21 protein-coding genes and 1 riboswitch are annotated in these 25,476 nt (G+C 55.2%); of the genes, 15 read left to right on the forward strand and 6 right to left on the reverse strand.

Annotated features, from left to right (window positions below):
• Positions 1–2,064: a TRAP transporter large permease subunit gene (locus ACR0DL_RS17485; protein ID WP_480690484.1), complete on the reverse strand. Its 2,064-nt coding sequence runs from the start codon at positions 2,062–2,064 to the stop codon at positions 1–3.
• Between the two features lie 118 nt (positions 2,065–2,182).
• The gene (locus tag ACR0DL_RS17490; protein WP_170351184.1) at positions 2,183–3,232 is read right to left on the reverse strand and encodes a TRAP transporter substrate-binding protein; all 1,050 of its coding nucleotides are present in this window, start codon (positions 3,230–3,232) and stop codon (positions 2,183–2,185) included.
• A gap of 326 nt (positions 3,233–3,558) precedes the next feature.
• Between ACR0DL_RS17490 and ACR0DL_RS17495 the strand changes: the two genes are divergently transcribed.
• A complete protein-coding gene (locus ACR0DL_RS17495) occupies positions 3,559–4,344 on the forward strand; it encodes a FadR/GntR family transcriptional regulator (protein WP_480690486.1) in 786 nt (261 codons plus the stop codon).
• A 56-nt stretch (positions 4,345–4,400) separates the two neighbouring features.
• On the forward strand, positions 4,401–4,808 hold the full coding sequence (locus tag ACR0DL_RS17500) for an LLM class oxidoreductase (RefSeq protein WP_480690488.1): 408 nt from the start codon (positions 4,401–4,403) through the stop codon (positions 4,806–4,808).
• A 137-nt stretch (positions 4,809–4,945) separates the two neighbouring features.
• On the opposite strand, the gene ACR0DL_RS17505 is transcribed toward ACR0DL_RS17500, so the two are convergent.
• Entirely contained in the window at positions 4,946–5,395 is a 450-nt protein-coding gene (locus ACR0DL_RS17505) for an RrF2 family transcriptional regulator (RefSeq protein ID WP_480690490.1), read from the reverse strand.
• 89 nt (positions 5,396–5,484) lie between these two features.
• Here ACR0DL_RS17505 and ACR0DL_RS17510 point away from each other — a divergent pair, with 89 nt between their 5' ends.
• The 3 genes from ACR0DL_RS17510 (at position 5,485) to ACR0DL_RS17520 (ending at position 8,604) form a co-directional block, all read left to right on the forward strand.
• Positions 5,485–6,105, forward strand: a complete 621-nt coding sequence (locus ACR0DL_RS17510; protein ID WP_480690492.1) for a hypothetical protein — start codon at positions 5,485–5,487, stop codon at positions 6,103–6,105.
• Positions 6,106–6,469: 364 nt separating this feature from the next.
• Positions 6,470–7,390, forward strand: a complete 921-nt coding sequence (locus ACR0DL_RS17515; protein ID WP_480690494.1) for a cyclic nucleotide-binding domain-containing protein — start codon at positions 6,470–6,472, stop codon at positions 7,388–7,390.
• A gap of 359 nt (positions 7,391–7,749) precedes the next feature.
• A complete protein-coding gene (locus ACR0DL_RS17520) occupies positions 7,750–8,604 on the forward strand; it encodes a Rossmann-like and DUF2520 domain-containing protein (RefSeq protein WP_480690496.1) in 855 nt (284 codons plus the stop codon).
• A gap of 438 nt (positions 8,605–9,042) precedes the next feature.
• On the opposite strand, the gene ACR0DL_RS17525 is transcribed toward ACR0DL_RS17520, so the two are convergent.
• The 3 genes from ACR0DL_RS17525 to ACR0DL_RS17535 all read right to left on the reverse strand — a co-directional run bounded on the left by ACR0DL_RS17525 (position 9,043) and on the right by ACR0DL_RS17535 (position 14,704).
• Positions 9,043–12,105, reverse strand: a complete 3,063-nt coding sequence (locus ACR0DL_RS17525; RefSeq protein WP_480690498.1) for a class I adenylate-forming enzyme family protein — start codon at positions 12,103–12,105, stop codon at positions 9,043–9,045.
• Between the two features lie 876 nt (positions 12,106–12,981).
• Positions 12,982–14,067, reverse strand: a complete 1,086-nt coding sequence (locus tag ACR0DL_RS17530; protein ID WP_480690500.1) for a polyamine ABC transporter substrate-binding protein — start codon at positions 14,065–14,067, stop codon at positions 12,982–12,984.
• 232 nt (positions 14,068–14,299) lie between these two features.
• Positions 14,300–14,704, reverse strand: a complete 405-nt coding sequence (locus tag ACR0DL_RS17535) for an RrF2 family transcriptional regulator (RefSeq protein WP_170351190.1) — start codon at positions 14,702–14,704, stop codon at positions 14,300–14,302.
• Between the two features lie 104 nt (positions 14,705–14,808).
• Here ACR0DL_RS17535 and ACR0DL_RS17540 point away from each other — a divergent pair, with 104 nt between their 5' ends.
• From ACR0DL_RS17540 to ACR0DL_RS17585, 10 genes are all read left to right on the forward strand, one after another.
• Entirely contained in the window at positions 14,809–16,020 is a 1,212-nt protein-coding gene (locus tag ACR0DL_RS17540; RefSeq protein ID WP_480690502.1) for a GTP-binding protein, read from the forward strand.
• Positions 16,017–16,652: a DUF1826 domain-containing protein gene (locus ACR0DL_RS17545; protein WP_480690504.1), complete on the forward strand. Its 636-nt coding sequence runs from the start codon at positions 16,017–16,019 to the stop codon at positions 16,650–16,652. Before ACR0DL_RS17540 ends, ACR0DL_RS17545 begins: the two co-directional genes overlap by 4 nt.
• On the forward strand, positions 16,649–16,921 hold the full coding sequence (locus ACR0DL_RS17550; protein WP_170362608.1) for a DUF6525 family protein: 273 nt from the start codon (positions 16,649–16,651) through the stop codon (positions 16,919–16,921). Before ACR0DL_RS17545 ends, ACR0DL_RS17550 begins: the two co-directional genes overlap by 4 nt.
• A 165-nt stretch (positions 16,922–17,086) precedes the next feature.
• A riboswitch (cobalamin riboswitch) is annotated at positions 17,087–17,293 on the forward strand.
• A 102-nt stretch (positions 17,294–17,395) separates the two neighbouring features.
• The gene (locus tag ACR0DL_RS17555; protein ID WP_425082576.1) at positions 17,396–17,752 is read left to right on the forward strand and encodes a DUF1636 family protein; all 357 of its coding nucleotides are present in this window, start codon (positions 17,396–17,398) and stop codon (positions 17,750–17,752) included.
• Positions 17,749–18,534, forward strand: a complete 786-nt coding sequence (locus tag ACR0DL_RS17560) for an ABC transporter ATP-binding protein (protein ID WP_425082577.1) — start codon at positions 17,749–17,751, stop codon at positions 18,532–18,534. Before ACR0DL_RS17555 ends, ACR0DL_RS17560 begins: the two co-directional genes overlap by 4 nt.
• 18 nt (positions 18,535–18,552) lie before the next feature.
• A complete protein-coding gene (locus ACR0DL_RS17565; protein WP_170413295.1) occupies positions 18,553–19,500 on the forward strand; it encodes an ABC transporter substrate-binding protein in 948 nt (315 codons plus the stop codon).
• Between the two features lies 1 nt (position 19,501).
• Entirely contained in the window at positions 19,502–20,515 is a 1,014-nt protein-coding gene (locus ACR0DL_RS17570; protein WP_480690506.1) for a FecCD family ABC transporter permease, read from the forward strand.
• Between the two features lie 279 nt (positions 20,516–20,794).
• On the forward strand, positions 20,795–22,303 hold the full coding sequence (locus ACR0DL_RS17575; protein ID WP_226689587.1) for an FMN-binding glutamate synthase family protein: 1,509 nt from the start codon (positions 20,795–20,797) through the stop codon (positions 22,301–22,303).
• Positions 22,304–22,356: 53 nt separating this feature from the next.
• Complete coding sequence (locus ACR0DL_RS17580; RefSeq protein WP_480690508.1) at positions 22,357–24,018, forward strand: acetolactate synthase large subunit; 1,662 nt, start codon at positions 22,357–22,359, stop codon at positions 24,016–24,018.
• Entirely contained in the window at positions 24,015–25,412 is a 1,398-nt protein-coding gene (locus ACR0DL_RS17585) for an aldehyde dehydrogenase family protein (protein WP_480690510.1), read from the forward strand. Before ACR0DL_RS17580 ends, ACR0DL_RS17585 begins: the two co-directional genes overlap by 4 nt.
• Positions 25,413–25,476: the final 64 nt, after the last annotated feature.

Consider the following 25,476-nt stretch of genomic DNA (forward strand, 5'->3'; position numbering starts at 1 on the left):
TTAATAGGCGACCGAAGGCAACCAGGTGGCAAGGGTCGGCCATAAGAAAACCAGGGCCAGACCGGTAAGCTGCAGCAGCACAAAGGGAATGATCCCCTTGTAGATGTGCATCAGCTTGATCTCGGGCGGGCAAACGCCTTTTAGATAGAACAGCGCGAAACCCACGGGCGGTGTCAGGAAGCTGGTTTGCAGCGTCACCGCAACCAGGATCACGAACCACACCAGCGCGGGTTCGTCCAAAACGCCAAAGCCCGGGATGTCGATGCCAAGGCCGTTCACGATGGGGCGCATCAGGGGCAGCACGATCAGCGTGATTTCGATCCAGTCCAACACAAACCCCAGTAGGAAAACGATGAACAGGATAAAGAGGATGGTACCGTTTGCACTGAATCCGGTGGATTGCACCACATGTTCAATCAACTCGTCGCCGCCCAGTTCCCGCAGGACATACGAAAACACGGTTGCACCAAGGAAGATGGCAAAGATGTAGGCGGTGGTATTGAAGGTCGACACCAGCACGTTCCACAACTTGTGGAAGGTAAGCTTGCGATAGCCCAGGGCCAACAGCGTCGCGCCCAGTGCGCCGATGCCAGAGGCTTCGGTCGGAGTGGTCAAACCAGCAAAGATCGAACCCAGAACCGCAAGGATCAGCATTAGCGTCGGGATGACGGCGATCATTACGTCTTTGACCGCAGCCCAGTCGGGGGCCTTCGCGCCTTCAGGCACGGGGGCCGCGTCACGTTTCACCAGTGCTAGTATGAAGATGTATGTCAGGTAAAGGCCACCAATGATCACACCCGGGAAGACCGCGGCCATGAACAGGTCACCCACCGACAGGGCCATCTGGTCGGCCATGATCACCAGCATGATTGAGGGCGGGATCAGAATACCCAGCGTACCGGATGCCGAGACCACGCCCGCCGCAAGCGTCGGCTGGTATTTCTGTTGCATCATCGACGGCAGGGACAGCACGCCCAGCAACACCACAGATGCACCGATGATACCGGTCGAGGCCGCCAGAATGATACCGATCAGGGTAACGGTGATGGCCAATCCTCCACGCACTGTACCAAACAGGCGCTGCATCGAGGACATCAGACGTTCCGCAACACCGGATTCGTCCAGCATCAGACCCATGAAAATAAACATCGGCAACGCAACCAGAACCGCATTGGACATCGTCGCATAGACACGGTTCACAACCGCACCAAGGGTCAGATAGTCGAGCCCTGTAAAGGTGCTCTCCAACCCGGTCCACAGCATCAGATCATTGTCGAACAGATAGGCCAGACCACAATAGGCAACGCCGACACCCGCCAGAACCCAGGCCACCGGGTACCCAGTAAACAACAGCGCGATGAAGGTCAGGAACATGGCGATGACAAGCTTTTCCTCGGTAGTTTCCACGAGGAAGGTCAAGCCGACGCAAACAGCGGCAAACACGGCCAGAACCAGCAGGATACGACGCAAAGATGCACCTTCGCGCTCTGAGGCCGGTCCATACAAAAGCGCGTGCCCATCGTGGATCAGTCGCGCAAGCGCCGCCAGTGCTAGAAGAACAAAGCTGATCGGGATTACTGCCTTGAAAGCCCAGCGGGCAGGCAGGCCGGTTGGGCTGTCTGAGCGTTCATTGACCCGGAAGCTTTCGTAGAAATAGTCGTACCCCTGATCGATCATCAGATAGATGAACGGGGTCAACAGGGTAAGAATACCGATCACCTCGATGACCCGCTGAGCCCGGCGTGACAGCTGCATGTGCAGAACATCGACGCGCACGTGACTGTCGGTGATCAAAGCATAAGAGATGCCGATCATCGTCACGATGCCGTAGAAATGCCACTGGATCTCGTCCAACTTGGGGTAGTTCTGGCTGAGCAAATAGCGCAGAGCGACCTGGGTAAAAATTGCCCCCATCAGCAGGACGTTTGCCCACATGACCACATGGCCGACAGCCTTGACGCCTGCGTCTATCGCGACCGCGATCTTCTGACGATCGGTTTCGGGATGTTCCAGGATGCCTTCATAGGCTTCGACCGGATCGGTAAGATTGTTTTGTGTGGTCATGGTCATACCTCGCTCAACAGCCCGGCGCGCGGGCAGTGAAAGGTTAGAAATTCCGAAAATCAGGAAATAGGTACCGGAGCGACGGATCCCGCCGCCCCGGTTGCGTCAGCAAGGGAGATTACTGACGAGGGAGGAACGCGTTCGTTTTCCAGAGGTCGTAACCGTCGCGGAACTCGTTCATGTCGGCCAAAACCTGAGCGAAGAAGGCGTCGTTAGCGGCTTCTTCTGCTGCAACCTCTTCCCAAGTTGTGCGGAAGGTATCCAGCATCTCAGGCGACCACTGTTTGATGGTGACACCGTTGTTTTCAATATTGTCGATCAGCGCAGCGTGCTGAATGGCTTCGCCTTCGGCAAAGCTGTCCGCCATCGAAGCTTTACAGGCGCTTTCAATGATCGCTTTGTGCTGGTCGCTGGTTTCGTTCCAGACGTCCTTGTTAATCAGCAGTTCGAACACAGTTGCCTGCTGATGCCAGCCGGGGAAGTAGTTGTATTTCACCAGCTTGTGGAACCCCAGACGCGCGTCGATGGCAGGCATCGAAAATTCGGTCGCGTCGATCGCGCCTTTTTCCAGCGCAGGGAAGATCTCACCACCTGGCAGCAGCGAGGTCGCCACGCCCAGTTTCTGCATCACTTTTCCACCCAGACCAAAGAAACGCATCTTCAGGCCGTTCAGGTCTTCGGGTGAATTGATCTCGGATGCGAACCAGCCCGAAGTTTCAGGCGCAATGATCGCGCAGGGCAGAACTTTGACGTTGAAGCCCGCCTGATCATACATCTCTTGGTAAAGAGTCAGGCCGTTGCCGTAATACAGCCAAGCCATGTATTCGCCCGCCTCGGGGCCAAAAGGAACGGCCGAGAACAGCGGCGCGGCAGGGATTTTACCCGCCCAATATCCGGCCGTAGTGTAGCCAGAATTGATCTTGCCGGTCGACACAGCGTCCAGAATTTCAAACGGCGGAACCAGCTTGCCCGGCTCGTAGACTTTCATCTTCAACGTACCGCCCGACATCAACTCAAGCTGTTCGGCAACGCGCGGGATCGGTGAACCCAGGCCCGGCAGCTCGGTCGAAAAGGCAATCGGGGTTTTCAGCAACAGTTTGTCTGCGGCAACTGCAGGTGCGGCCAGCAGGCTGGCAGCTACGGCGAGGCTCGTCAGGGTCTTCTTCATGAATTCTCCTCCAGGGTAGGTCGGAACATTGTCCCGATCAGCGGCGCAGGTCCCTCCCACACCATTCCGGTGGTAAACTAACTTTACCAATGAAAACCAGTCAACAACTTTATTTACCAATGGAATTGAGCCATCGTAACAATGCAGGCACCTCAGCTACACACGTCACTCGCAAAGAAGAAATGAAAATGGATCAAATTACGTTCAAAAACAGTCACCTGTTATACGGTGATCTTCCGGATCTCACTGCTTGAATCTAAACAGATTATGGTTATATTTATTTACCAGTGATCTTTACTTAAGACATCGAACAGAGGCACAGCACCATGAGCCCCACAGCGATATTTGAACCGGTTGGACACGAATCACTGGCCGAGGCTGTTGTGTCTCAGATCGAAGATTTGATCGCCTCGGGCATCCTGAAACAGGGTCGCAAACTGCCTTCGGAACGAGACCTCGCGGAGATGCTGCGCGTTTCGCGCCCGAAACTGCGCGAGGCTCTGTCCGTTCTGGAAGAGCGCGGCTTGGTCACGACGCAACATGGTGAAGGAACCTTTGTCGCGGCTCTGACAGGTCAGGCCATGATGCCGGCACTACTCGCACTTTATGAGAGACATGAGCCCGCCTTTTTCGATTATCTGGAATATCGGCGCGAACAGGAAGGCTTTGCCGCCCGCCTTGCAGCGCGCCGCGCGACAAAAGCAGATCAAGAGAGGATTGCCGAGATTTTGGTCGAAAATGAACGCGCCTGGCGTGAAGACGACACCAAAGCCTCTCAAGAGGCAGATTTTGCGCTGCACTCTGCAATCGTCGACGCCAGCCAGAACGCAACACTGATCCATATCATGGCTTCAATCTACGAACTTACGCGCAAGGGCGTATTCTACAATCGCGACTTTCTTAAGACGATCGATGGCACCGGCAAAAAGCTGCTGGATCAACATATGGAGCTTGGCCGGGCCGTAATCGACGGCGACGAGGAACGTGCAGAAAAGGCCGCAACCGACCACATCGATTTCGTCGAGGAGTCCTTTAGGTTGGGGATCGAACGCAGCCGCAGGGAAGCAATGGCTGAAAAACGCCGTCTGCTGTCGGATCAAAAACCCTCGTAGCGCTTTCAGATCATGAGGATGGGCCACACATCTTTGCCTAAGGAAAATGCGATCTGTTGCCCAAGGCAGCGCAGCCGAATATTCCGCTGCTGGTTGTTGGTGGGTCGCAACAATCGATCCCGTGGATTACCGAACACGGGCAAGCCTGGATCACGTACCCGCGCCCGCTGCAATTTCAGGCGCAGATCACCGCCGCCTGGCAGGCGGCCGTGAAAGAGACTGGCAAGGTCGAGGAAAAGCCATTCGCCCAGTCGCTTTACGTTGATCTGGTCGACGATCCGAATACACCGGCGCGTCCGATCCATCTGGGATCCCAGTCAGGCCGTAACCATCTGTTGCATCACCTGAACGAATTGCACAAAATCGGGGTGTCTCATGTCGCGCTGAACCTGAAATACGGATCCCGCCCCGCGAAAGAGGTTGTGCAGGAAATTGGCGAATATGTGATCCCGCAACTAGGCTGATCATTTTGAGATTTTTCGGACAGATGAAAAATTGGGGGGCCGCATAGTCTAAACACTGTGCGGCTTTTCCAATGCCCAGCAGGGGGCCGAGTGTTTGCCTTGTGCAAACCAGTCAGGCTATTTGAGCAAATCTATGGTTAATGCGGGACCGCGTGCCTGTCGATATTCAACGCACCCTTTAACGCTTCGGGAAACTGCACTGCATCCTCCAGCGTCATTGCATCAAGCACTTCAAAATAGGCTTCCAGTGCTTTTCGGAACAGTTCACGAAAGCGGCAGACACCGGTAATCCGGCAGGTCCGGGTCTGACCCAAGCATTCAACAAGTGCCATGTCCTCTTCCGTGGCCCGAATGATATCGCTAATGGTGATCTGAGAGGCAGAAGGACTTAGGCGAATACCGCCACCACGGCCGCGCGCGGCCTCAAGAAACCCCGTTTTCTTCAATCGGTACGCGACTTTAGCAAGATGGTCATGGGATATCTGATAGGCCGCCGCAATTTCATTGACGGTCGCCTTTCTTTCAGGCGCGATAGCCAAATAGGTCAGCACACGCAGTGCGTAGTCTGAATGTAAAGTTAAGCGCACGACTGAATTCCCTCAAATACCACTAAACCGTCGATCAATGAAATCTGTTCCCAATGCAAACATTTGGCGGTCGCTTATAATCTGTATCGATGCTGCGACTTTACCAACTGAATTTCGCAATCCAGACCGACGATCCCAGTGCAGGATCGGCCCTGGCGAATCTCATTGCGCGAGAATTGCTGCCAACAATCGGCAGCATCAGGATTGGTGATCAAAACTTACTGAGCCTGCATCAGGCTGCAATTTCAGGCCGGATCGGGTATTCGGAACCGGATTCTTTCTTGTTCGAAGGAACGTTGGGCGACAACTTGATGCTGCCGTTCAAAAGATACCCCGAGAACTCAAGTGGCCCTGACGGCCAAGGGGAGACGTCCAATCCAACCGATAAACCTCTGGACGCAAACTGGATACGCCCCGAAATCGCCGGATTTGAAACCGAAGAGGAAATTCGCGACTGGTGGTACAAGCTGGTCGAAGCGATGGGCATCGGGGACTTCAGAGTCCGCCGAATTCTTCGATCCACCATATCAGAACGGACGCAATCCGAGCTGATCGGCGCAGTTTTGTCCCTCCGGGCAGAGGTCGAACAGGCCCTGAAGCAGGCCAAGCTGGACACCTTTATTCATCGATTTGATGCCTCGGATTACAACCCGGCCATTCCGCTAGGCATCAACCTGTTTTCCGGTTTGGCGACGGCGTCGACCACATGAAAATCTCTGGCTGCAGATCCTGTTTTCCTTGAGACGATAAAAAATTTTATCTGGTCGATGCGCAGATAGATATTTCGCTAGAGGCCTTGGGCAATTTCCACGCGACCTTTGGCTCGACATCCACGTTCACCCCCTGTTCAAAAAACTTGGGATCACGGATGATACGTATCAACTGCTGTTGGCTGCGTCGTATAATGATTTCTCGGGCAGTGCGAAAGTCCAGCTCTCGCACGAAGATAAGGTAACATTGATATCGCTTCCCTTTGTACTATCAGAGGATCAGATGGGTTTTGCCTTTGTCAGATCGTTCCAGCTGAGGTCGCTTGAAATTCGCGAGAATTCGGGCCCCGAAATTCTGAAAGCGTTGAACACATACTTCATTCCGGTTGGAATAGATCGCTTCCTGCCCACCAGAACGGTGCTGGAAAATACGATTTATGGCGCAATATCGGTCTTTTCCGGTGCAAAAGAAAAAGAGATCGAAGAAATCGTGCTGGCTACGTTGCGATCAAATGGGCTTTGCAGAAAATCAGCCCAGGCGATTTTCGACCTGGATATTGCATCCGGTGGCAGCAACATTCCGACCGACTTCCAAGAGCGCGTCGCGCTCAGCCGTGCGGGGATCAAGAGGCCGGACGTTCTGATCCTAGAAAACGCACTTGCCAGCCAAAGCTCCGAAACTCGGCAGCATACACGCGATGAGCTGGCCAAATTGATGCCGCGGGCAACGCAGATTTATATCGAGCGCTCCTTTGGCAATCCGGATGCATATTCTCAGTTTGTATCAATCGAGAATGGCGTTGTCGGGGACAGCAGGCAAATTACCCCGGAAAGTGAGTCGGATCTTGATATCAAACTGCGAGCCCTAAGGCAGGCAAAGGTCTTTGCGCGTCTCGACCGAAAAAGCCCACGCCTTTTGGCCTTCGGGTCGCGTTGGTTTCACGCAAATGCGGGTCAGGAGGTTTTCTCCAAAGGGGACGAAGCCGACGCGGCTTACCTGTGTGTGAAAGGTCACGCTTCGCTGTTTTGGCAAAAAACGACTGACGAGAAAGACGAGGTGGTTGATGTGCATCTAGGGCGAATGGTTGGGGATCTGTCGATAATTCTGAACGAAAAGCGGCTTTTGAACTTGGAAGCGCTGGAAGAAACCGAACTCTTGCGATTGGGTGCAAAAGAGTTGCGTTCGATAATTGCCAACGATCATCAGGTGTCGAAAAATCTGATAATTACAATTGCCGAACATCTGGCTCGGGCCAGAGCAAAACTGCGCGATAACAAAGTCTAGTGGATCAGCGAATTTGTCGACCGTTGTATAAAGATTGCCCTGCGCGCTTTTTAGCTTGGGGCTAGTCGCATCTAGCCACCGGCGACATTCGCACTGTTCAAGTAGAAGCCAAGTATTTTCATAGCTGTTCCCATATTTCGCAATTGATGGATGTCGATCAGGGTTTTGCAAATTTTTACAATCGCAAAAATCATCTGTGACATGTCTGATCCTTTCTGACGGATGATCGATTGCGGCAACCACCATCTGAAGCTGCAAGCCCTGAATGTAAAACTGCGCGGTCCCAAAATCTTTGAGGCGGACCGGGAAGCCACGTGGCATATTGCACCTATCGAATTTTCGCATTGGACCGAGTGGATATGGACCAGATCAAAGCAAACCTGATCGGCGCGGGCCGGGTCGGCCAGACCTTCCTGAGCCTGTTGAACTCATTACCATATTGCCAAATTCAAGACGTCCTGAGCGCGCGTTTCGCTTCCGCTCAGGAAGCCGTTGAGAGGGCAAACGCCGGTCATGCCGTGCAAAGCATTTCCGATTTACGCCCCGCCGATCTTTGGGTCATCGCTGTCCCTGATACTCAGATAGCAGCGGTTGCCTCTGATCTGGCAACAAAGCTTTCCGCGACAGATGGCACACAAAAACCACCCATCGCCTTTCACTGCAGCGGGTATTTTGCGGCCGATGAAATGGCTCGGCTGCGCGGATTGACCTGGCGTCTGGCAAGTGTCCATCCGGTTCTGTCATTTGCAGATCCCGACAAGGCAAAGGATCAGTTCAAGGGTGCGCTATGTGGGCTGGAAGGAGACGCCGACGCCCTTGAATTCCTTCGGCCCTTGTTGGGCAATCTTGGCGCTGAATGTTTTTCGATCCGTTCCGACGCCAAAAGTCTTTATCACGCCGGGGCTGTGATTTCGAACAATTTTGCCGTGGTATTACAAGCAATTGCGCAAGAAGCATGGACGGTGGCCGGCGTTTCGGAAGATGTTATCGCGCCATTGAACGCCAAACTGATGGAAAGCACTGCTCAGAACGTCATTGCCCTGGGCCCCCGACGCGCGTTGACCGGTCCAGCAGCCAGAGGAGACGATGAAGTTGTCACCTCGCAGGGCGAAGATGTTGCGGACTGGCACCCTGATGCTGGGGAGGTTTACCGAATTTTGAGCGACATGGCCCGGTCACTCAAAACGAGTGGCGTAACCAAATCTGATCGTTGAGTTTCGATAGTCAGTTTTCGAGAGATCGCCTAGTCCCAGCAAGAACCAAAAGAAGATGGTGGAGCAGCGCGTGATCTAAAGGCCTGTTTCAAACTGCACAGGTTTTCAGTGGTTCATCGTCGACCTGGTCAAAATTCAGTGGTGTTTTCTAACTCAGCTATGTCGGAGTGTTCCGATCGGGGAACCGTTCTCTCGGGGCAACTTTACTGTTGACCTCCAGTACCTCTGTCGAGCGGACATTGAAAACTTTGCGGAATGTAGCGGAAAAGGCGCTGGTACTGCCGTATCCAAAATCCTGTGTCACAACACCGACGGGCGTGTTTTTGGCAAACGCCTCCAAAACACTCCTCTGGGCCGGAACCTTCCAACATTCCTGGCAGGCTATTGACGCTCAAATTGTTTCAGGCGCGGCGTCAACAAAGTCCGACCCTAGGAACATCAGCTTTCAGACCGCGAGTTAACACAGGCTTTCGGTCCAAGAGTTTCTGCAAGCTCGCGCCAGGTTGCTGATCCCTGACGATCAAAGACGTTTGCGGGTGGGATATTTCCAAACTTCTCTTCAATGCTCAGCATGAGTATCAGGCTAAGGATGGAATCGAGAAACGGGTGTGTGTTGTCGGGATCAAAACCTGCGCGCGGGACCAACCCCTCGTGATCTGCGAAGTTTCGCAACACCTCAAGCATAGGGGACAGAGGTGACTCAGACACAGTAGCAGCCTTCAGTTGCCGCGTTGGCAAACCAGATGTGTCTGTCCCCCCATTTTCCAATATTGATCGAAGCTTTTTACGATCCAATTTCCCACTGGGAAGACGCGGCAGTTCCTCTGTGTGTACAAATCTCAATGGCGCGGCGGCGGGAAAGAAATTTTCGGTAATGGCCTGCCGCAATTCCTTTTCCAGAATGTCGACATCCTTGCGTTTGGTTTCAATGGCAATGGCAACCGCATCTGCCTCGCGAATTTGCGCGACGGTGACAAAGGCCCGCTCGATCCCTGCTACGTTTTCTGCGATTTCGGTAACGGCATTCAGCGACAGTCTACGCCCCCGGATGTTAACCACATCGTCCACTCTTCCCAATACATCTAAACTCCCGTCAGGCAGAATGGTCACCCAATCATCAAGAAGAATGGGATCCTTGAGTGGATCAAAAACCGGCTCACCTGCCTGCAAATTCTTGAAATTGCCCAGGGTCCGGTCGTAGCCAACGGCCTTGACCCGGCCAATTTCGCCGGGTTGCAAGTCGTGACCGTCTGCATTGACTGCTTTTGCACCAGCCAAGAACATTCCACCCGGAGATCCCTGATACTTGGCAAAACCTTCGGCGGGAAGCTTTCCATGTGAAACTTCAATAAACTCCGAAGCGCCGTAGGTCGCGTTTAGTTCAGCTTTGGGAAAACGCTTCACTATATCCCCGATGAGACGCGCGCGACTCGGTTCCCCCCAGGGGTAAAAGACGAACAATCCGGGCAAAAACTCGGGTGAGAAATCGGGGTTTTGCAACATACCGTGCAATACGCTGCACGGAGCGGACAAAGCTGTGGTGGACGTTGCGACCATAAGATCACAAAGCTGCTTTAGATCGGAGAACCCGGTGATTGGAGGCAGAACAATCGTGTGCCCCCCCACAAAAGCAGGCAGTGTTTCCAGCGCAGTTGCCGTGTCCCAACGCACAACTGTTAGCAAAGTTTGCGGCCGATCATAATCGAACACCCGCATCCGCGAGGCCATGCCCGCTGCCAGGACAACGCCTTTGGGCTCGCCCGAGCTGCCAGACGTGTAAACAACATAGGCGGGACACCGAAGATCAAGGGGTGGTAAAGCCGGGGCTTCGGCAAAACTGTCTAAAAGAAAGTCCAGAGCAGCTGCGTCGCAATCCTCGCCGATGATCACAGCGTTCACATTCTCAAGCTTTGGGTTTGAAGCTATCAAACGACTCCAAAGTGAAAACGTGACAAGAACCAAATCAGGGTCAAACGCTTTCAGGCGATCGACAAGCTGTTCGTTTGAATCCTCTGGCAGACCAACGCAAAGCAGACTTCCGGTTGCCGTCGAGGCCAGTTGCGTCACAATTGCCGCAGGGCTGGCCGGTAGCAGGCACAAAACCCGGTGTTGGCACCCAAATTTACGCTCGGGGTCTGAGTGATTGGGGGCAGTATCCTGAAAATGCAACAACATGCTGGACATGCGCAAACACAGGCTTGCCAAAACCCCATAGGTGATAAACCCAGACGCGGTTCGAATAGCGACATGGTCCGGGGCATGATTGGATAGCCAACACAACTTACTACGGCGCACCGTGTCGCTGCGCGTCCAGGTTTCCAGATCAACCAGTTCGCGCCCTGGCATTGCTCCACCGTAAGCGGCGATCAAATGCCGCTGAACCGGCGTTTTCTGTGTCAAAACAAAGCTTCGGCAAGTGCGCGCCAGTTGCTGGGTAAGCCACAACCGCTGAACCAGATTTGAACCCGAACGAGGCGGCAGTTTGAGCGGAACGAGGTCAATGACCGGCACGCCATCCTCGTCAATCCATGTCGCAGCAAAGCAGACATCCGCACCGCTGGAAATCGCAAGTTGCGCCGGAAATCCGGGCAGTTTGCCGGGGCGTAAAAGCCACGGTACCAACAACCGTTTGCCGGGGGCTCTTTCTCCGTCGAAGTATATTTGAAGCACTCCGCCCGCCCGCAAATGGTCCAAGTATCGGTTTGAGTAGGAATTGCGTTTCGTCACCCGCCGACCCGATAAAGTGATGTCGTAGCCTTCGCGACGCGCGGCGGTCAGAAAGTCCGAGGGTTCAGCAGGGTCGCCAACTTCGGGTGCAACCTCGACAAGTGTTTGTACCGGCTTCCCCATTCCCGCCAATGCGACTTGCAAACGTCTGGAAGCAAAGGTCAGGTTCTGAGAGTGGGGCGAGAACACTACGATACCGTTCGCGTTTTCAGAATTGTTTTCCAGCCAGGATTTCGCCCGATCGGTAAGCGCAGAATCGACACCGTATGCCACCCCTCTCGACGAGGTTGCATATTCCTGATCTGCAGGAAATGCGGCGGGCATTGATTCTGGACCAACCACGCGCACACCCTGAGTTTTCGCCACCTCAATCAATGGATCATTTCCAAACGACGCCCAACCCCTCGCAAGGCGTAACAGTTTGTCGAACAACCGCTTCTTGGCCGCGTTCTTTCTTGGCGGAGATATTCGACCCGACATCGCACGAGTAAGCGAAGCTTCGACATGATAGGTTTTGCCGTCTGAGATTGCCTCATCCAGCGCGTTAACCAGATGCTTTTCATCGACCCAATGCCAGTGTGAAAAAATCACAAAACGCGCCATTGGTGGAAGGGGCGATGCAGAAAAAATCAGCGTGGATTTGTAGCTGGCATCCAAACCATCGTTCAGAAAAACAACTAATGACAGGGCGCGCTGGGGATCATTAGAAATGTCGCAAAGCAACGCATCGATATCTGAAGTGTTCCCTTCTTCGTTGGCCAAAAGGGCACTCACAATTTCCTGGTTGGCTGTTCGCCACTCCGTTTCAAAAGGTTGTTCAGAGCCGGGTTTTCCAACCGAAGCTTCGCCAGGACGGCCCGCCAGCCTGTGACCGCATTCCGAAATTGGATCCCCAGTCTCGTGCCTGATTAAGCGTGTCCTAAGCGGTTCATATTTCTCACGCAGTTCGGTCTTATTTTGCGTCAACAATTTGCGCGCGTTATCGAATGCGCGCAAGCCAATAAGGCTTTGAACTCTTTGCACAATACGATCGGAGTTATCATCCGGCGTGCCGACAATCGCCTTGTTCACCACATTTGGGTATTGGTCGTTCAACGAGCCCGCTGCATCGTCAATTGCCCGTGACAATTTCCAACGGGGGACTTTTGCAAGACCCACATCCCGCATTGATTTCAGAACAAGTCGGCCCAGCCTTCTGCGCGGTGTTGCGCCAAACAAAAAAAGCAACCAACCGACTGCGCAAATCTGGTTTTGTCGTACCTGGTAACCGAAATCTGGGCTGGAGAGGTTTGAATTTGGGTATTCAGGCGAAGTCTCTGCTTGCCGATCCAAACCCACGGCAATTGCGCACAGGATTTTTTCTAACGTACTCGCGCTGCCATCATTCGGCGTCATCTGACTTTTCCTGCCCCAAATTAGCTGTTTGGTCGCGATCCCTTTTCAAACCCTTGGTTTCCGCTTTGAAGCTAAGTCTTATTGCGTCGTCAGCCGGGGTCAAATGTGAAAAAAGCACAGACTGCGACCTACGACACCGGCTGGGGCCTTCTGCAAAGTGCATTGGGGCAAGGTAAGCTTTTCCCAGCCCCAACATTTTGCACGTATCAGTCGTTTTGTGCTTTTTAGACGAATAGGTTAGCGTCAAAAGGCGACCTACACGCCAGATTTAACCCGCGTCCACATTCGCGTCACGAAACGCTGCATCTCAGCGTCCCAAGGCATCTTCATATAGAGGTTCTTCATCCCTTCTTCAGACGGATAGAGGCCCGGGTCATTCAAAATCGCTTCGTTCAGAAACTCTTGCGACGCAAGGTTTCCGTTTGCATACCAAACATAGTTTGAAATTGCGGCCGCGTTTTCTGGCTCCATCAGGAAGTTAATGAACTTATGGGCCAGTTCCGGATGAGGGGCATCCGCAGGGATCGCGATCTGGTCGAACCACATGCCCGAACCTTCTCGGAAAGCGCTATACTCAATTACAATCCCGTTTCCGGATTCGGCGGCCCGGCTTCGGGCTTGCAGGCCATCACCTGACCAGGCCATTGAAACGCACACTTCACCGGTCGCAAGGTCCGAGATATAGCCTGTCGAATTGAATTTCCTGACGTAAGGACGAACCGCGTTAAGAACCGGTTCAGCTTTGGCGATAACATCGAGATCGCGCGTATTCGGATCCTCTCCGATATAGGTCAGGGCAGCGGGGATAAGCTCGGAAGGAGCATCCAGAAAATTCACGCCACAATCGGACAGCTTGGACACGTACTCCGGGTTAAACAGCAGCTCCATCGAATCCAGTGGGATATCGCCACCAAGCGCCTCGCGAACTTTTTCGACATTCACAGCAATGCCCGTTGAACCCCACATATAGTTAACTGAGTAGCTATTCTCCGGATCGAAGGTCGCGGTTCGTTGTTCGATAGCATCCCACAGGTTAACCGAGTTGGGCAGTTGGGCTTTGTCCAGCGGTTGGAAGACACCGGCTTCTATCTGACGTTGCAAAAACGTGCCCGAGGGAAACACAACGTCATAACCAGACTTGCCTGCAAGCATTTTGGTTTCAAGCAAGTCATTGGAATCGAAGTTATCGTAGACGACTTCGACCCCCGTTTCGGTGGTGAATTTCTGCAGCAGAGACTCGTCGATATAGTCAGCCCAATTGTAAACATAGACCTTTTCCTCGGCGTACAGCGCGGTTGTGAAAAGCAAGGTCATCGACGCAGCCGTCAATATTGATTTCATTGTGTACTCCTAGGGCTTTGCAACATGTTCCCGGTGGGCTGTGAGAAACGCGGTCCACCCGTCTTATGGTCATGAGGCAGATCCAACAAGCCCGAAGTTAAAGCTGAGCCTTACCAAGGGACGTATCCCCACCCCAGTTGGTGCGCCCCTTAAACAACAGGAATGTTGCACCCATAGCGTCAAACGATGTGGTGAGAATGAAGAGAAACTTGCCGCGATACTTGATCAGGTATTACTTGCCTCTGACTTCGGAGATGGTTGTCTCGCCGAGACGGTCGACTAGGCTTTGCTCGATCTCCTTCATGATACTCGAAACGCGACGGTGCAACGCATGTTCCACTGAACATTTGGGGGCATGGTCTTCTCTGCCAGAGGCGATCAGACTTTCGTCCAACGCAAGATACACATCCGCCAGGGTTATGCTGTCTGGTTCGCGTGCCAGACTCCACCCTCCTGCGTGGCCTTTTTCCGAAGTTAACAGACCCGCGTCACGAAGCCGTCCCAAGACGCGGCGTACCACCACCGGGTTCGTCCCTGAATGCTCGGCGATATCCGCAGATGTACGCTTACGATTCGGATCTCCGGCCATGTGGCCGAGCGTGTGCAGGGCGAGGGATAGGCGGCTATTGCGCTTCATTTGTCGTTCTTCTCCAAGCAGATATCACACGTAACAATAACTGTTGCATTCGTCTAGTAACTGCGTAAGTTACGTGATTCTCAAGGCACCATTCGGAGCAACCCATGTCAGATACCCGACTTCCTGTCACCGTCCTTTCCGGCTTCTTAGGGGCGGGCAAGACCACCCTTTTGAACCGAGTCCTGAACAACCGCGAAGGGCGTCGGGTCGCGGTCATCGTCAACGATATGTCCGAGGTGAATATCGACGCCGATCTGGTACGGGCCGATACCGAACTCAGCCGGACGGATGAAACTCTGGTAGAAATGTCGAATGGCTGCATCTGTTGTACCCTTCGGGACGATCTTTTGGAGGAAGTCCGGCGCCTCGCTGCGGAAGGACGTTTTGACTACCTGCTTATTGAATCCACAGGCATTTCCGAACCATTGCCTGTGGCAGCAACTTTCGATTTCCGGGATGAAGCGGGCGACAGCTTGTCGGACGTGGCGCGGCTCGACACCATGGTAACGGTTGTCGATGCGGTGAACTTGCTGAACGATTTCTCGTCCCACGATTTCCTACGAGACCGAGGCGAAACGATGGGAGAAGAAGACGAGCGAACTCTGGTCCACTTGCTTACGGATCAAATAGAATTCTCTGATGTGGTGATCCTGAACAAGGTTGATGATGCGGGGTCAGAAAAAGTTGATGCGGCCCGCAAGATCATCCGCAGTCTGAATGCAGATGCCGAGATCATCGAGACCAACCATTCGGAAGTTGCCGCAGAAAAGATCCTGGACACCGGCTTGTTTGACTTCGTGCAAGCCTATGAACACCCGATGTGGGCAAAGGAACTGTACGGCTTTGCCGACCACGTGCCTGAGACTGAGGAATACGGGGTTGCGTCATACGTTTACCGGGCGCGACTTCCGTTCGTTCCCGAACGCATTTTGGACGTTCTCAACGGTGATCTGCCAGGGGTGATCCGGGCCAAAGGCCACTTTTGGGTTTCGACACGCCCCGACTGGGTGGCTGAATTTTCACTCGCCGGCGCATTGTCCAGCGTCAAACCACTCGGCACCTGGTGGGCATCAGTTCCCGAAGAGCGACGCCCCGCACATGACAGCGCCCGCGCCTATATGCAGGCCCACTGGCAAGAGCCGTGGGGCGACCGCCGTCAAGAGATCGTTTTCATCGGTGCCGGGATCGACTGGCAAAGTTTGAAGGCACGATTGGACAATTGCCTTATTCCAGCAGTTTCGGCGGCAGGGCCCGACAATTTGCCGGAACTGCCGGACCCCTTCCCGATTTGGCGCCGGGCAGAGGATGCAGCATGAACTTCGTTAGAAAGCCCGTGAAAGACAACGTCACCGGTGTGAGCTTCGCAGATGATCCGGCGGCACTCCGCACTTTTGCACAGCCAAACTGTGCCGCTTTGATTTGGCGCCGGCGAACCCCGCCGGATATGCAAAGCTGGCTTGACCAACTTGATCCCAAGTCTTTGCCAAGTGGGCGAGTCATTCTTCCACCAAGCGCCGTTAAGACGACCGTGGGGCAACTCTGCGATATCTCCGGTATGCCTAACGGGACTGAAAGAGCGTGGCTTCAGGATGATATCACTTCTCTGGCCGACATGTTCTGCGAGCTGATGAACGCCAACTTCCTGCGGCTGCGGCTGGATGTTGTCACCACCAATGCTTGCCGTAAATTTCATACCGATGCTGTCACCGCCCGGTTGGTCTGCACCTATCGTGGCACTGGAACACAATACGGCACCTCGACTGATGGAAACGATCCCGCGCTTGTGTTTACCGTTCAGACCGGCGCTCCGATCCTGCTACGGGGAACACTCTGGCCCGAGCGACCATCGTCAGGGATGGTGCATCGCTCGCCTCCAATCGAAGGTACCAGTGAATCCCGTCTCGTCTTGGTTTTGGACCCAGTGGAAAATCCGGAAACCGAAGCATGAGACGTAACCTCGGGCAATGCAGCTTGCGCCGCAAGCATCGATCAACCGATCCGATGGATGTGTTTGACGGCCTTCCAGCCCCGTTGCGACAGTGGTTGTCAGAAGCGGCATTGCCATGGTCACCGGTATCCGCGCGCCGCATCTGGTCAAAATCGCGGGCCAAGGGGCTTTCATCAGAAGAAACGCTCGTGTCACTCAGCCAGGCCGAAGCCCGAACGCTCGCGCGTGACCGGCAATCGACTGTTTTCAAATTAAATTCTCAAACATGAAGGAAAAAATGCCACCTCTAACACAGTATGCTGTCGCGACCCATGCGGCACTGGGTGTCGCACTTACAGCGAAAACGCATGCGGCAGACTTCGAAACCCTGAGCGTTTGAGTTCCGATCGAAAAGTTGTTGTTTCAAATCGTGATTGACATGGCCCCCAGTCTAAGACAAGCAAGGGCCAGATGGTTCCCGATGGTACGCCCAAGGGATGAAAAGGGAATACGGTGCGGTTCGCCACTTTGGCGCCAAATCCGTGACTGCCCCCGCAACTGTAAGCGGTGAGCGACGCCAAAATCCACTGGTCATTGGGCCGGGAAGGATGGCCAAGCATCGACCCGCAAGTCAGGAGACCTGCCATCACATGTTCAACCAACCCGGGGCGGGGCGTCCTGGAAGGAGGCTTTGATGGCACGTCTGAAACGTGTGTACATGATCGGCACCTTCTGTCCGCGCTTGGCTTTAAGCGGAGCGGACTATGCCGGAAACACCTGACCATTTCCTTCTGATCTGCTCGACCTGTACCGGCGCATTGCCTGTTGATGTCATGCGCAATGCGTTGACCGGCAGGTTGCCAACCGGGTTCGCAGTGCGCACCGTTACCTGCATGGCGGGCTGCGCGCGACCAACAGCCGTCGGATTTCAGGCTGTCGGCAAAGCACACTACCTGTTCGGCGATATTGAAACTGCCGAAGATTTCGACGCGCTGGCGGAATTCGCACATCAGTACCGCAACGTCGCAGACGGTTGGACCAACGCGACGGACCGGCCGCAACCACTATTTACAAAAACCCTTTCTCGTTTGCCTCGGATTCAATTGGGGGAGCCATCATGACGACCTCATCTTTTCTGGTTGCGCGTGATCTCGAATACTATGCGCTCAATGGTGACGTTCTTCTGCAAGGTGTCTCGTTTGAATTGGCCGAGGGCGCGATACTGGCAATTGCCGGTCCAAATGGGGCGGGAAAAACCACGCTTTTGAACCTTCTGTGCGGGGCGGCTGAGATTGTATTGGGCAATGTATTGGTCAAGGAACGCAGCCTGAAAAATATGCCCGCAATGGAACGCGCCCGCATGATCGCTGTTGTGGGCCAGCAAGAACAACCGGATGGCAGGCTGTTGTTGCGGGACTATGTTGCCATGGGCCAGATTCCGATCTGGGCCGACCGTTCGGCGGATGAACATGCCAGAGAACTTAACAGAATCCTTGAGCTGACCGACCTTGGCGCGCTGGCAGACAAGCGCATGGCGGTACTGTCCGGGGGCGAACGTCAACGCGCGCATATCGCCCGGGCACTGGCACAGAACCCATCGTTGTTGTTCCTGGATGAGCCAACCAACCATCTCGATCCAGATGCCAAGGGTCGGATGCTGTCTCTGATCGCCGAACTCGGCATCACGGTTGTGATGATTGTCCATGATCTTGTCATGATCCCGGAATTCGCCACCCACGTGGCCCTGATGAAATCAACGCGGCTGACGGGATTTGGCCCCGTGGCCGAAGTGCTGACCCCCCAGCGGGTCCGCGATACTTTTGGCGTTGAATACCTGTGTTTTCACCACGAAGGCCGCGTGATTCCAGCGCTGGATATCCGAAAATCCACAATCTCAACCTAAACCAAGGAACATTCCCCAATGAAACACATCTGGTCCGTGGCGCTGGTCACAGCCATGGCAGGCGGCGCGTCCGCCCACGAGGTCACCGTCGACAACTGCGGAGCGCCGCTGGTGTTCGAAGCCCAGCCCGAGCGTCTGGTTGTGCATGACATGAACATGACCGATATGGCCTTCGCGTTGGGCCTGCAGAACAAGATCGTCGGTCTGACCGGCATCACCGGCTGGTACAAAACCAGCCCGGAATTCGACACCCTGCGCGGCGACATCCCCGAACTGGCACCGAAATACCCAACGGTCGAAAACCTTGTTGCCGTGGAACCCGACCTGTTCTTTGCTGGCTGGTATTACGGCATGAAGCCGGGCGGAGATGTGACCCCGGATACGCTGGAGCCCTTTGGTATCAAGACCATGATCCTGACCGAAAGCTGTGTGCATCTGGACAAGGATCGCCCCGAAGCCAGCATGGACCTGCTGTTCAATGACGTCCTGCGCCTGGGTCAGGTCATGCACGTTGAAGACAAGGCCGAGGCGCTGGTCACGGGCTGGAAAGACGAACTCTCAGTGATCGAAGCGCAGACTGCCGACCTGGCGAAACCCCGCGTTTTCTTGCTGGACGGCCCGGCGGACGCGCCATTCACCGCAGGTAAGTTCGCCATCCCCGATGCTATGATTGCTGCCGCGGGTGGTGAAAACGTGACCCACGACATGGAAACAAGCTGGGGTCGAACCTCGTGGGAGGCGGTCGCCGCCGCAAACCCGGAATTCCTTGTGCTGCTTGATTATCAGACAGGCAATGGCGCTGCGGACACGTTCAAGTTTCTACAGGAACATCCAGTGATGTCACAGACCGAAGCCGTGAAAAACGAGCGCTGGATCGGTCTGCGGTACGAGGAATTGACCCCCGGACCGGCAAATATCGAAGCGATTTCGAAAATGGCCCAGGCCATGCATCCAGGCCTCAACTGATATGGGCCGACTGGGCCTGACACTTGTGCTGGGGGCGGCCGTATTGGCCGCCCTCTTACTGATGTCCACCATCTATGGCACCACATCCATCCCTGTCGCGGACACGGTCACGGCGATCTTGCTGGGAACGGGCCTGAGCGAAGGAGAGATGTCACCGCTGCACCGGATCGTCTTTGATCTGCGCCTGCCGCGCGCCTTGTTCGCGGCCGTGATCGGGGCTGGTTTGGGCATTGTCGGTGTGGTTTTGCAAACCACGACGCGCAACGACTTGGCCGACCCGTTTTTGTTTGGCCTGTCCTCGGGCGCGGCGGCAGGTGCCGTGTTCGTCATCACAGTGACCGGGGATATTCTGGGCTTTTGGACCTTACCTCTGGCCGCGTTCTGCGGAGGACTTGTAGCGTCGGGTATCGTGCTGGCGCTGGTTCACGGGTTGCGCACCAGCGCACCCGAGAAACTGATATTGGCCGGTTTGGCCGTGTCCTTCTTGTTCTCTGCCATCACCAACTATTTGATCTTCGCCGGCGACAGCCGCGCCGCGCATTCGGTGATCTTCTGGATGCTGGGCGGTCTGGGCCTAGCCCGGTGGGAGACGTTCCCGCTGGTCTGCGCCGGATTGTTGCTTATTCTGGCCTACGCGCTCTATCGCGCCCGCTGGCTAGACGCATTGCTGACCGGAGACCTGACAGCTGCAACGCTGGGCGTGCCGGTGCAGGGGCTGCGGTTCAGCATGTTCTTTGTCGCGGCCCTTGCAACAGCTGTGTTCGTCTCGGTGGCAGGCGTGATCGGTTTCGTCGGCCTGATGGTCCCTCATATCGCCCGTGGGATCGCAGGGCCGTTGCACCGGCATCTATTACCCACCGCAGCGATTGTCGGGGCGGCCTTGCTGACAGGTTCAGATATTCTCAGCCGCCTTTTGCTGGCTCCGCAAGAACTGCCCGTTGGGATCGTTACCACCTCGATTGGTTCCGTTTTCGTGTTCCTGCTTCTGTTCAGAACATCGAGAAGCCAGAGATAGCTTTTTAAGGCCGCCGACCAACCGACCCGGGCAAGATTAAAGCTTTTGCCCGGCCTGCTGAGGGATGCGCATTTTTCCACCAACAATCCAATTTGTTTCAATGACCTCACAGATACGGAAAATTCTGTCTCGCGCTTGTCAGCGGGTGTGATCCAAATCGCGCGCAGGCTTACTAGTTCACTCGGATCGGCGCCTTTAAGTGTTGTGAACGCTGCATGAGGTTACCTCATGGCAAAGCAGGTCAGTGAAACAACTACGGGAGCCGGCTTCGACATGAATATGGCAGAGTTTTCCGGAGCAGCATTTCAATTGCTCGAAATACTTACGTACTCTTTTGTCCTTTGCGTCGGTCTGGCAGCGCTTTGGGTTGTGGTTTTATATGTTCGCGACCGGACGCAAACCGAAAGCACGCTGCGCCGCAACTACCCGGTCATTGCGCGGTTCCGTTACGGGTTCGAACATGTCGGTGAGTTTCTGCGGCAGTATTTCTTTGCACTGGACAGAGAGGAGATGCCGTTCAACCGGGCGGAACGATCCTGGGTTTACCGGGCGGCCAAGGATGTGGATTCCACTGTCGCCTTCGGATCAAGCCGGGATTTGAAGCCGTCGGGAACCGTGTTCTTCGCCAACTGTCCATTTCCAACGCTGGAGAAAGACGCCGAGGAACCCGCCGAGGTCGAAATCGGACCTTTTGCGCGTCATCCCTATAAGACCAGTTCGATTTTCAACATCTCGGGCATGAGTTATGGAGCCATCTCAATCCCGGCGGTGCGTGCCCTGTCTTTGGGTGCAAAAAAAGCGGGGATCTGGATGAACACGGGCGAAGGCGGGCTGTCGCCATATCATCTGGAAGGCGGCGCCGACATCGTCTTTCAGATCGGAACCGGCAAATTCGGCGTTCGTAAACCCGAAGGCGGGTTTGACGAGGACAAGCTGCGCGAGGTTGCGGCGCATGATGCCGTCAAGATGTTCGAGATCAAACTAAGTCAGGGGGCAAAACCCGGCAAAGGCGGTATTCTGCCCGGCGTCAAAGTCACCGAAGAGATTGCCGAAATCCGGGGGATCGAACCCGGGCAGGACGCGATCAGCCCGAACCGGCATCCTGATATCGACAGCGTTAACGATCTGCTGGACATGATCGCCTTTGTGCGGGAAGTTACTGGCAAGCCGGTGGGCTTCAAGGCGGTGATCGGCGCGCAAGGATTCTTTGAAGACCTCTGTGCTGCAATTCTGCGGCGCGGTGTTGAAAGCGCCCCGGATTTCGTGACCATCGACAGCGCCGATGGTGGAACAGGCGCAGCCCCCATGAGCCTGATCGACAATATGGGGATGCCGATACGCGAAAGCTTGCCTCTGGTCATTGATGTGCTGAAGGCGCATGGTCTGCGCGACCGGGTCAAGGTCTGCGCCAGCGGCAAGATGATCAACCCGTCCGAAGTGGCCTGGGCCTATTGCGCAGGGGCCGATTTTGTCAACTCGGCCCGCGGGTTCATGTTTGCCCTAGGCTGCATTCAGGCATTGCAGTGCAACAAAAACACCTGCCCAACGGGGATCACCACCCACAATCCCAAGCTGCAATTTGGGTTGGACCCGGCCAATAAATCGGAACGCGTGGCCAGCTATGCAATGAACATGAAGAAAGAGATCGGCATTATCGCCCATAGCTGCGGCGTGGCTGAACCCCGACTTCTCAGGCGACACCACGCGCGGTTGGTATTGGAAAACGGCCGCTCTTTACCGATGAGCGAGCTTTATCCCGAACCGCAACATGTGGCGGCGGCTGAATAACTCGCAATTGCTGTCTATAGTTCCCTTCAAACCCCATTTAGGTGAGTGTTTCCATGTCTGCCAAATCTACTCCGACCAAAGCCTCTGACCTGCTTGTTGCCGCCCTCGAAGCCGAAGGGGTCACCCGAGTTTTTGCTGTGCCTGGCGAAGAAAACCTTGATGTTCTTGAATCCTTGCGCACGTCATCCATCGAATTGGTGTTGACGCGCCACGAACAGGGCGCGGCCTTTATGGCGGCCACCTATGGCCGTTTGACCGGCAAGGCAGGTGTCTGCATGGCAACGCTGGGACCGGGGGCGACAAACTTCGCAACTCCGGCTGCATATGCCCATTTGGGGGGGATGCCCCTGATTATGATCACCGGGCAAAAGCCGATCAAGAAGTCCAAACAGGGGCAATTTCAAATCATCGATGTGGTCGGTCTGTTTGATCCGATCTGCAAGATGTCCAAGCAGATCGTGCATGGCAACACGATCCCTGCCCTGATCCGCGAGGCGTTCCGCGTGGCCGAGGAAGAGCGCCCCGGCGCGGTATTGCTGGAACTGCCAGAAGATATTGCGGCTGAAGCCACCGACGCACCAGTTCTGCAGCCTCATCCGCGCCACTATGCTGTGGCGGATCATACGGTTTTGCAGGAAGCCGCTGAACTGATCCGATCGGCAAAGATGCCCCTGCTTTTGCTGGGGGCCGGGGCCAATCGCAAGGACGCGCGCAAAGCGCTCAGCCGGTTTGTGGCAGACACTCAGATCCCATTCTTTGACACACAAATGGGCAAAGGTGTCATTGATGAACGGTCTGAGCTGTTCATGGGAACGGCTGCGTTAAGCGACGGCGACTATCTGCACTGCGCCATCGACCGGGCCGACCTTATCATCAATGTCGGCCATGATGTCGTGGAAAAACCGCCTTTCTTCATGGAAGAGGGCGGCACCAAGGTGATCCATGTGAACTACAAGGCCGCGCAGGTCGATCAGGTCTATTTCCCGCAGATCGAGGTTGTCGGCGATCTGGCCAAATCAATCACGCGCCTGGCCGAAATCCTCGACGGTCCGCTGGAGTTTGATGACAGCTATTTCCGGCTTGTGCGCGAGGAGAGGGAAAAACACACATCCGAAGGGGCCGATGATCCGCGCTTTCCGATCATCCCGCAGCGTATCGTTGCCGACACCCGCAAGGTGATGGGTGACAGCGATATAATCGCGCTGGACAACGGCATCTACAAGATCTGGTATGCCCGAAACTATAAAGCGTATGAGCCCAACACCGTGCTGCTGGACAACGCGCTGGCGACGATGGGGGCGGGGTTGCCCTCGGCGATGATGGCGGCGATGCAGTATCCTGACCGCCGGGTCATGGCGATCTGTGGCGATGGTGGATTCATGATGAACAGCCAGGAACTGGAAACCGCCGTGCGGCTGGGGTTGAACCTGGTGGTGACCGTGCTGAATGACAGCTCTTACGGAATGATCCGCTGGAAACAGGCTCATGCAGGGTTTGACGATTGGGGGTTGGAATTCAACAATCCCGATTTTGTGCAATACGCCAACAGCTATGGCGCAACCGGCCACCGCGTCGAACGCACCGAAGACTTGGTTCCGACATTCGAGGCCGCCTTTGCATCGGGTGGCGTGCATCTGATCGACGTACCTGTCGATTACAGCGAAAACCAGCGCGTCCTGATCGAAGAACTGGAAGCCAAGGTATGCCTGATATGAGTACCAGCCTGGATGTCGTGAACCCATTCAGCCTTGAGAAAATAGGCGCGATTGACCTGCGAACATGGGACGAGGTCGAGCCGATGCTGGATCGTGCTCACTCTCTGTTCCGGGACAGGTCCGCGTGGTTGCCCGCTTATAATCGGATTGAAATTCTGGAAAAAACCGCTGCTCTGATGCGGGCCCGGTTCGACGAATTGGCGCATCTGATCGCCGATGAAGGTGGCAAACCCTTGATTGATGCGCGGGTCGAAGTGACGCGCGCCATAGATGGGGTGGGTTTGTGCATCCACGAGATCGGGCAGATGTCGGGGCGCGAAATCCCGATGGACCTGACCGCCGCCGGAGCCGGGCGCTTGGCATTTACGACCCGCGAACCCATCGGGGTGGTTGTGGCCGCCAGCGCGTTCAATCACCCGCTGAACCTGATTGTGCATCAGGTCGCCCCTGCTGTGGCAACCGGGTGCCCGGTGCTGGTGAAGCCAGCCCTCGACACGCCTCTGTCCTGCAAGGTCTTTGTCGACATGCTGCACGAGGCTGGCCTGCCGCAGGAATTCTGTCATTTTGTAGCCTGCGACAATGCAGTGGCGGAACAGTTGATCACCGACCCGCGCACGGCTTTCTTTACCTTCATCGGATCAGCCCGTGTGGGGTGGATGCTGCGATCCAAACTGGCACCGGGTACACGCTGCGCATTGGAACATGGCGGTGCCGCACCGGTGATTGTGGACACCGATGCCGATCTGGACGCAATGATCCCGGTTTTGTCGAAGGGCGGGTTTTACCATTCCGGGCAGGTCTGCGTTTCGACACAGCGGGTCTTTGCGCCAATGGATATGGCCGAAGAGGTCGCCACGCGACTGGCCGAGGCTGCATCTCAGCTAAAGGTTGGAAACGCCGCTGATGAAACGGTTGATTGCGGTCCACTGATCCGTCCGGGCGAAGTTGACAGGGTTGCAGAATGGGTACACGAGGCAATCGCTGGCGGCGCGCGCGTTCTGACCGGCGGTAAACGGTTGGGGCCGACAACCTACGCGCCCACCGTATTGCTGAACCCTCCGGCGGATGCCAAAGTCTCGACGTTGGAAATTTTCGGACCCGTTGTCTGTGTTTATGGCTATGACACTTTCGATGGCGCAGTTGAGGCCGCGAACGCATTGCCTTTCGCCTTCCAGTCTGCGGTTTTCACCCAGTCACTGGATCGCGCGCTGACGGCGGTACGCACGCTGGATGCCACGGCGGTCATGGTCAATGATCATACGGCCTTTCGGGTTGACTGGATGCCCTTCGCAGGCCGCCGCCAATCCGGTTACAACACCGGCGGGATCAGATACACGATGCACGACATGACACAGGATAAAATGGCAATTATCCGGCTGCCTCAGGATAAGTGATGGCCCTGTAGATCCCGGTTCTGGCTCCATTCACTGCAAGATATCTCCCTTTCAGGTCAGAGGG

The organism is Ruegeria sp. BB5, assembly GCF_056539405.1.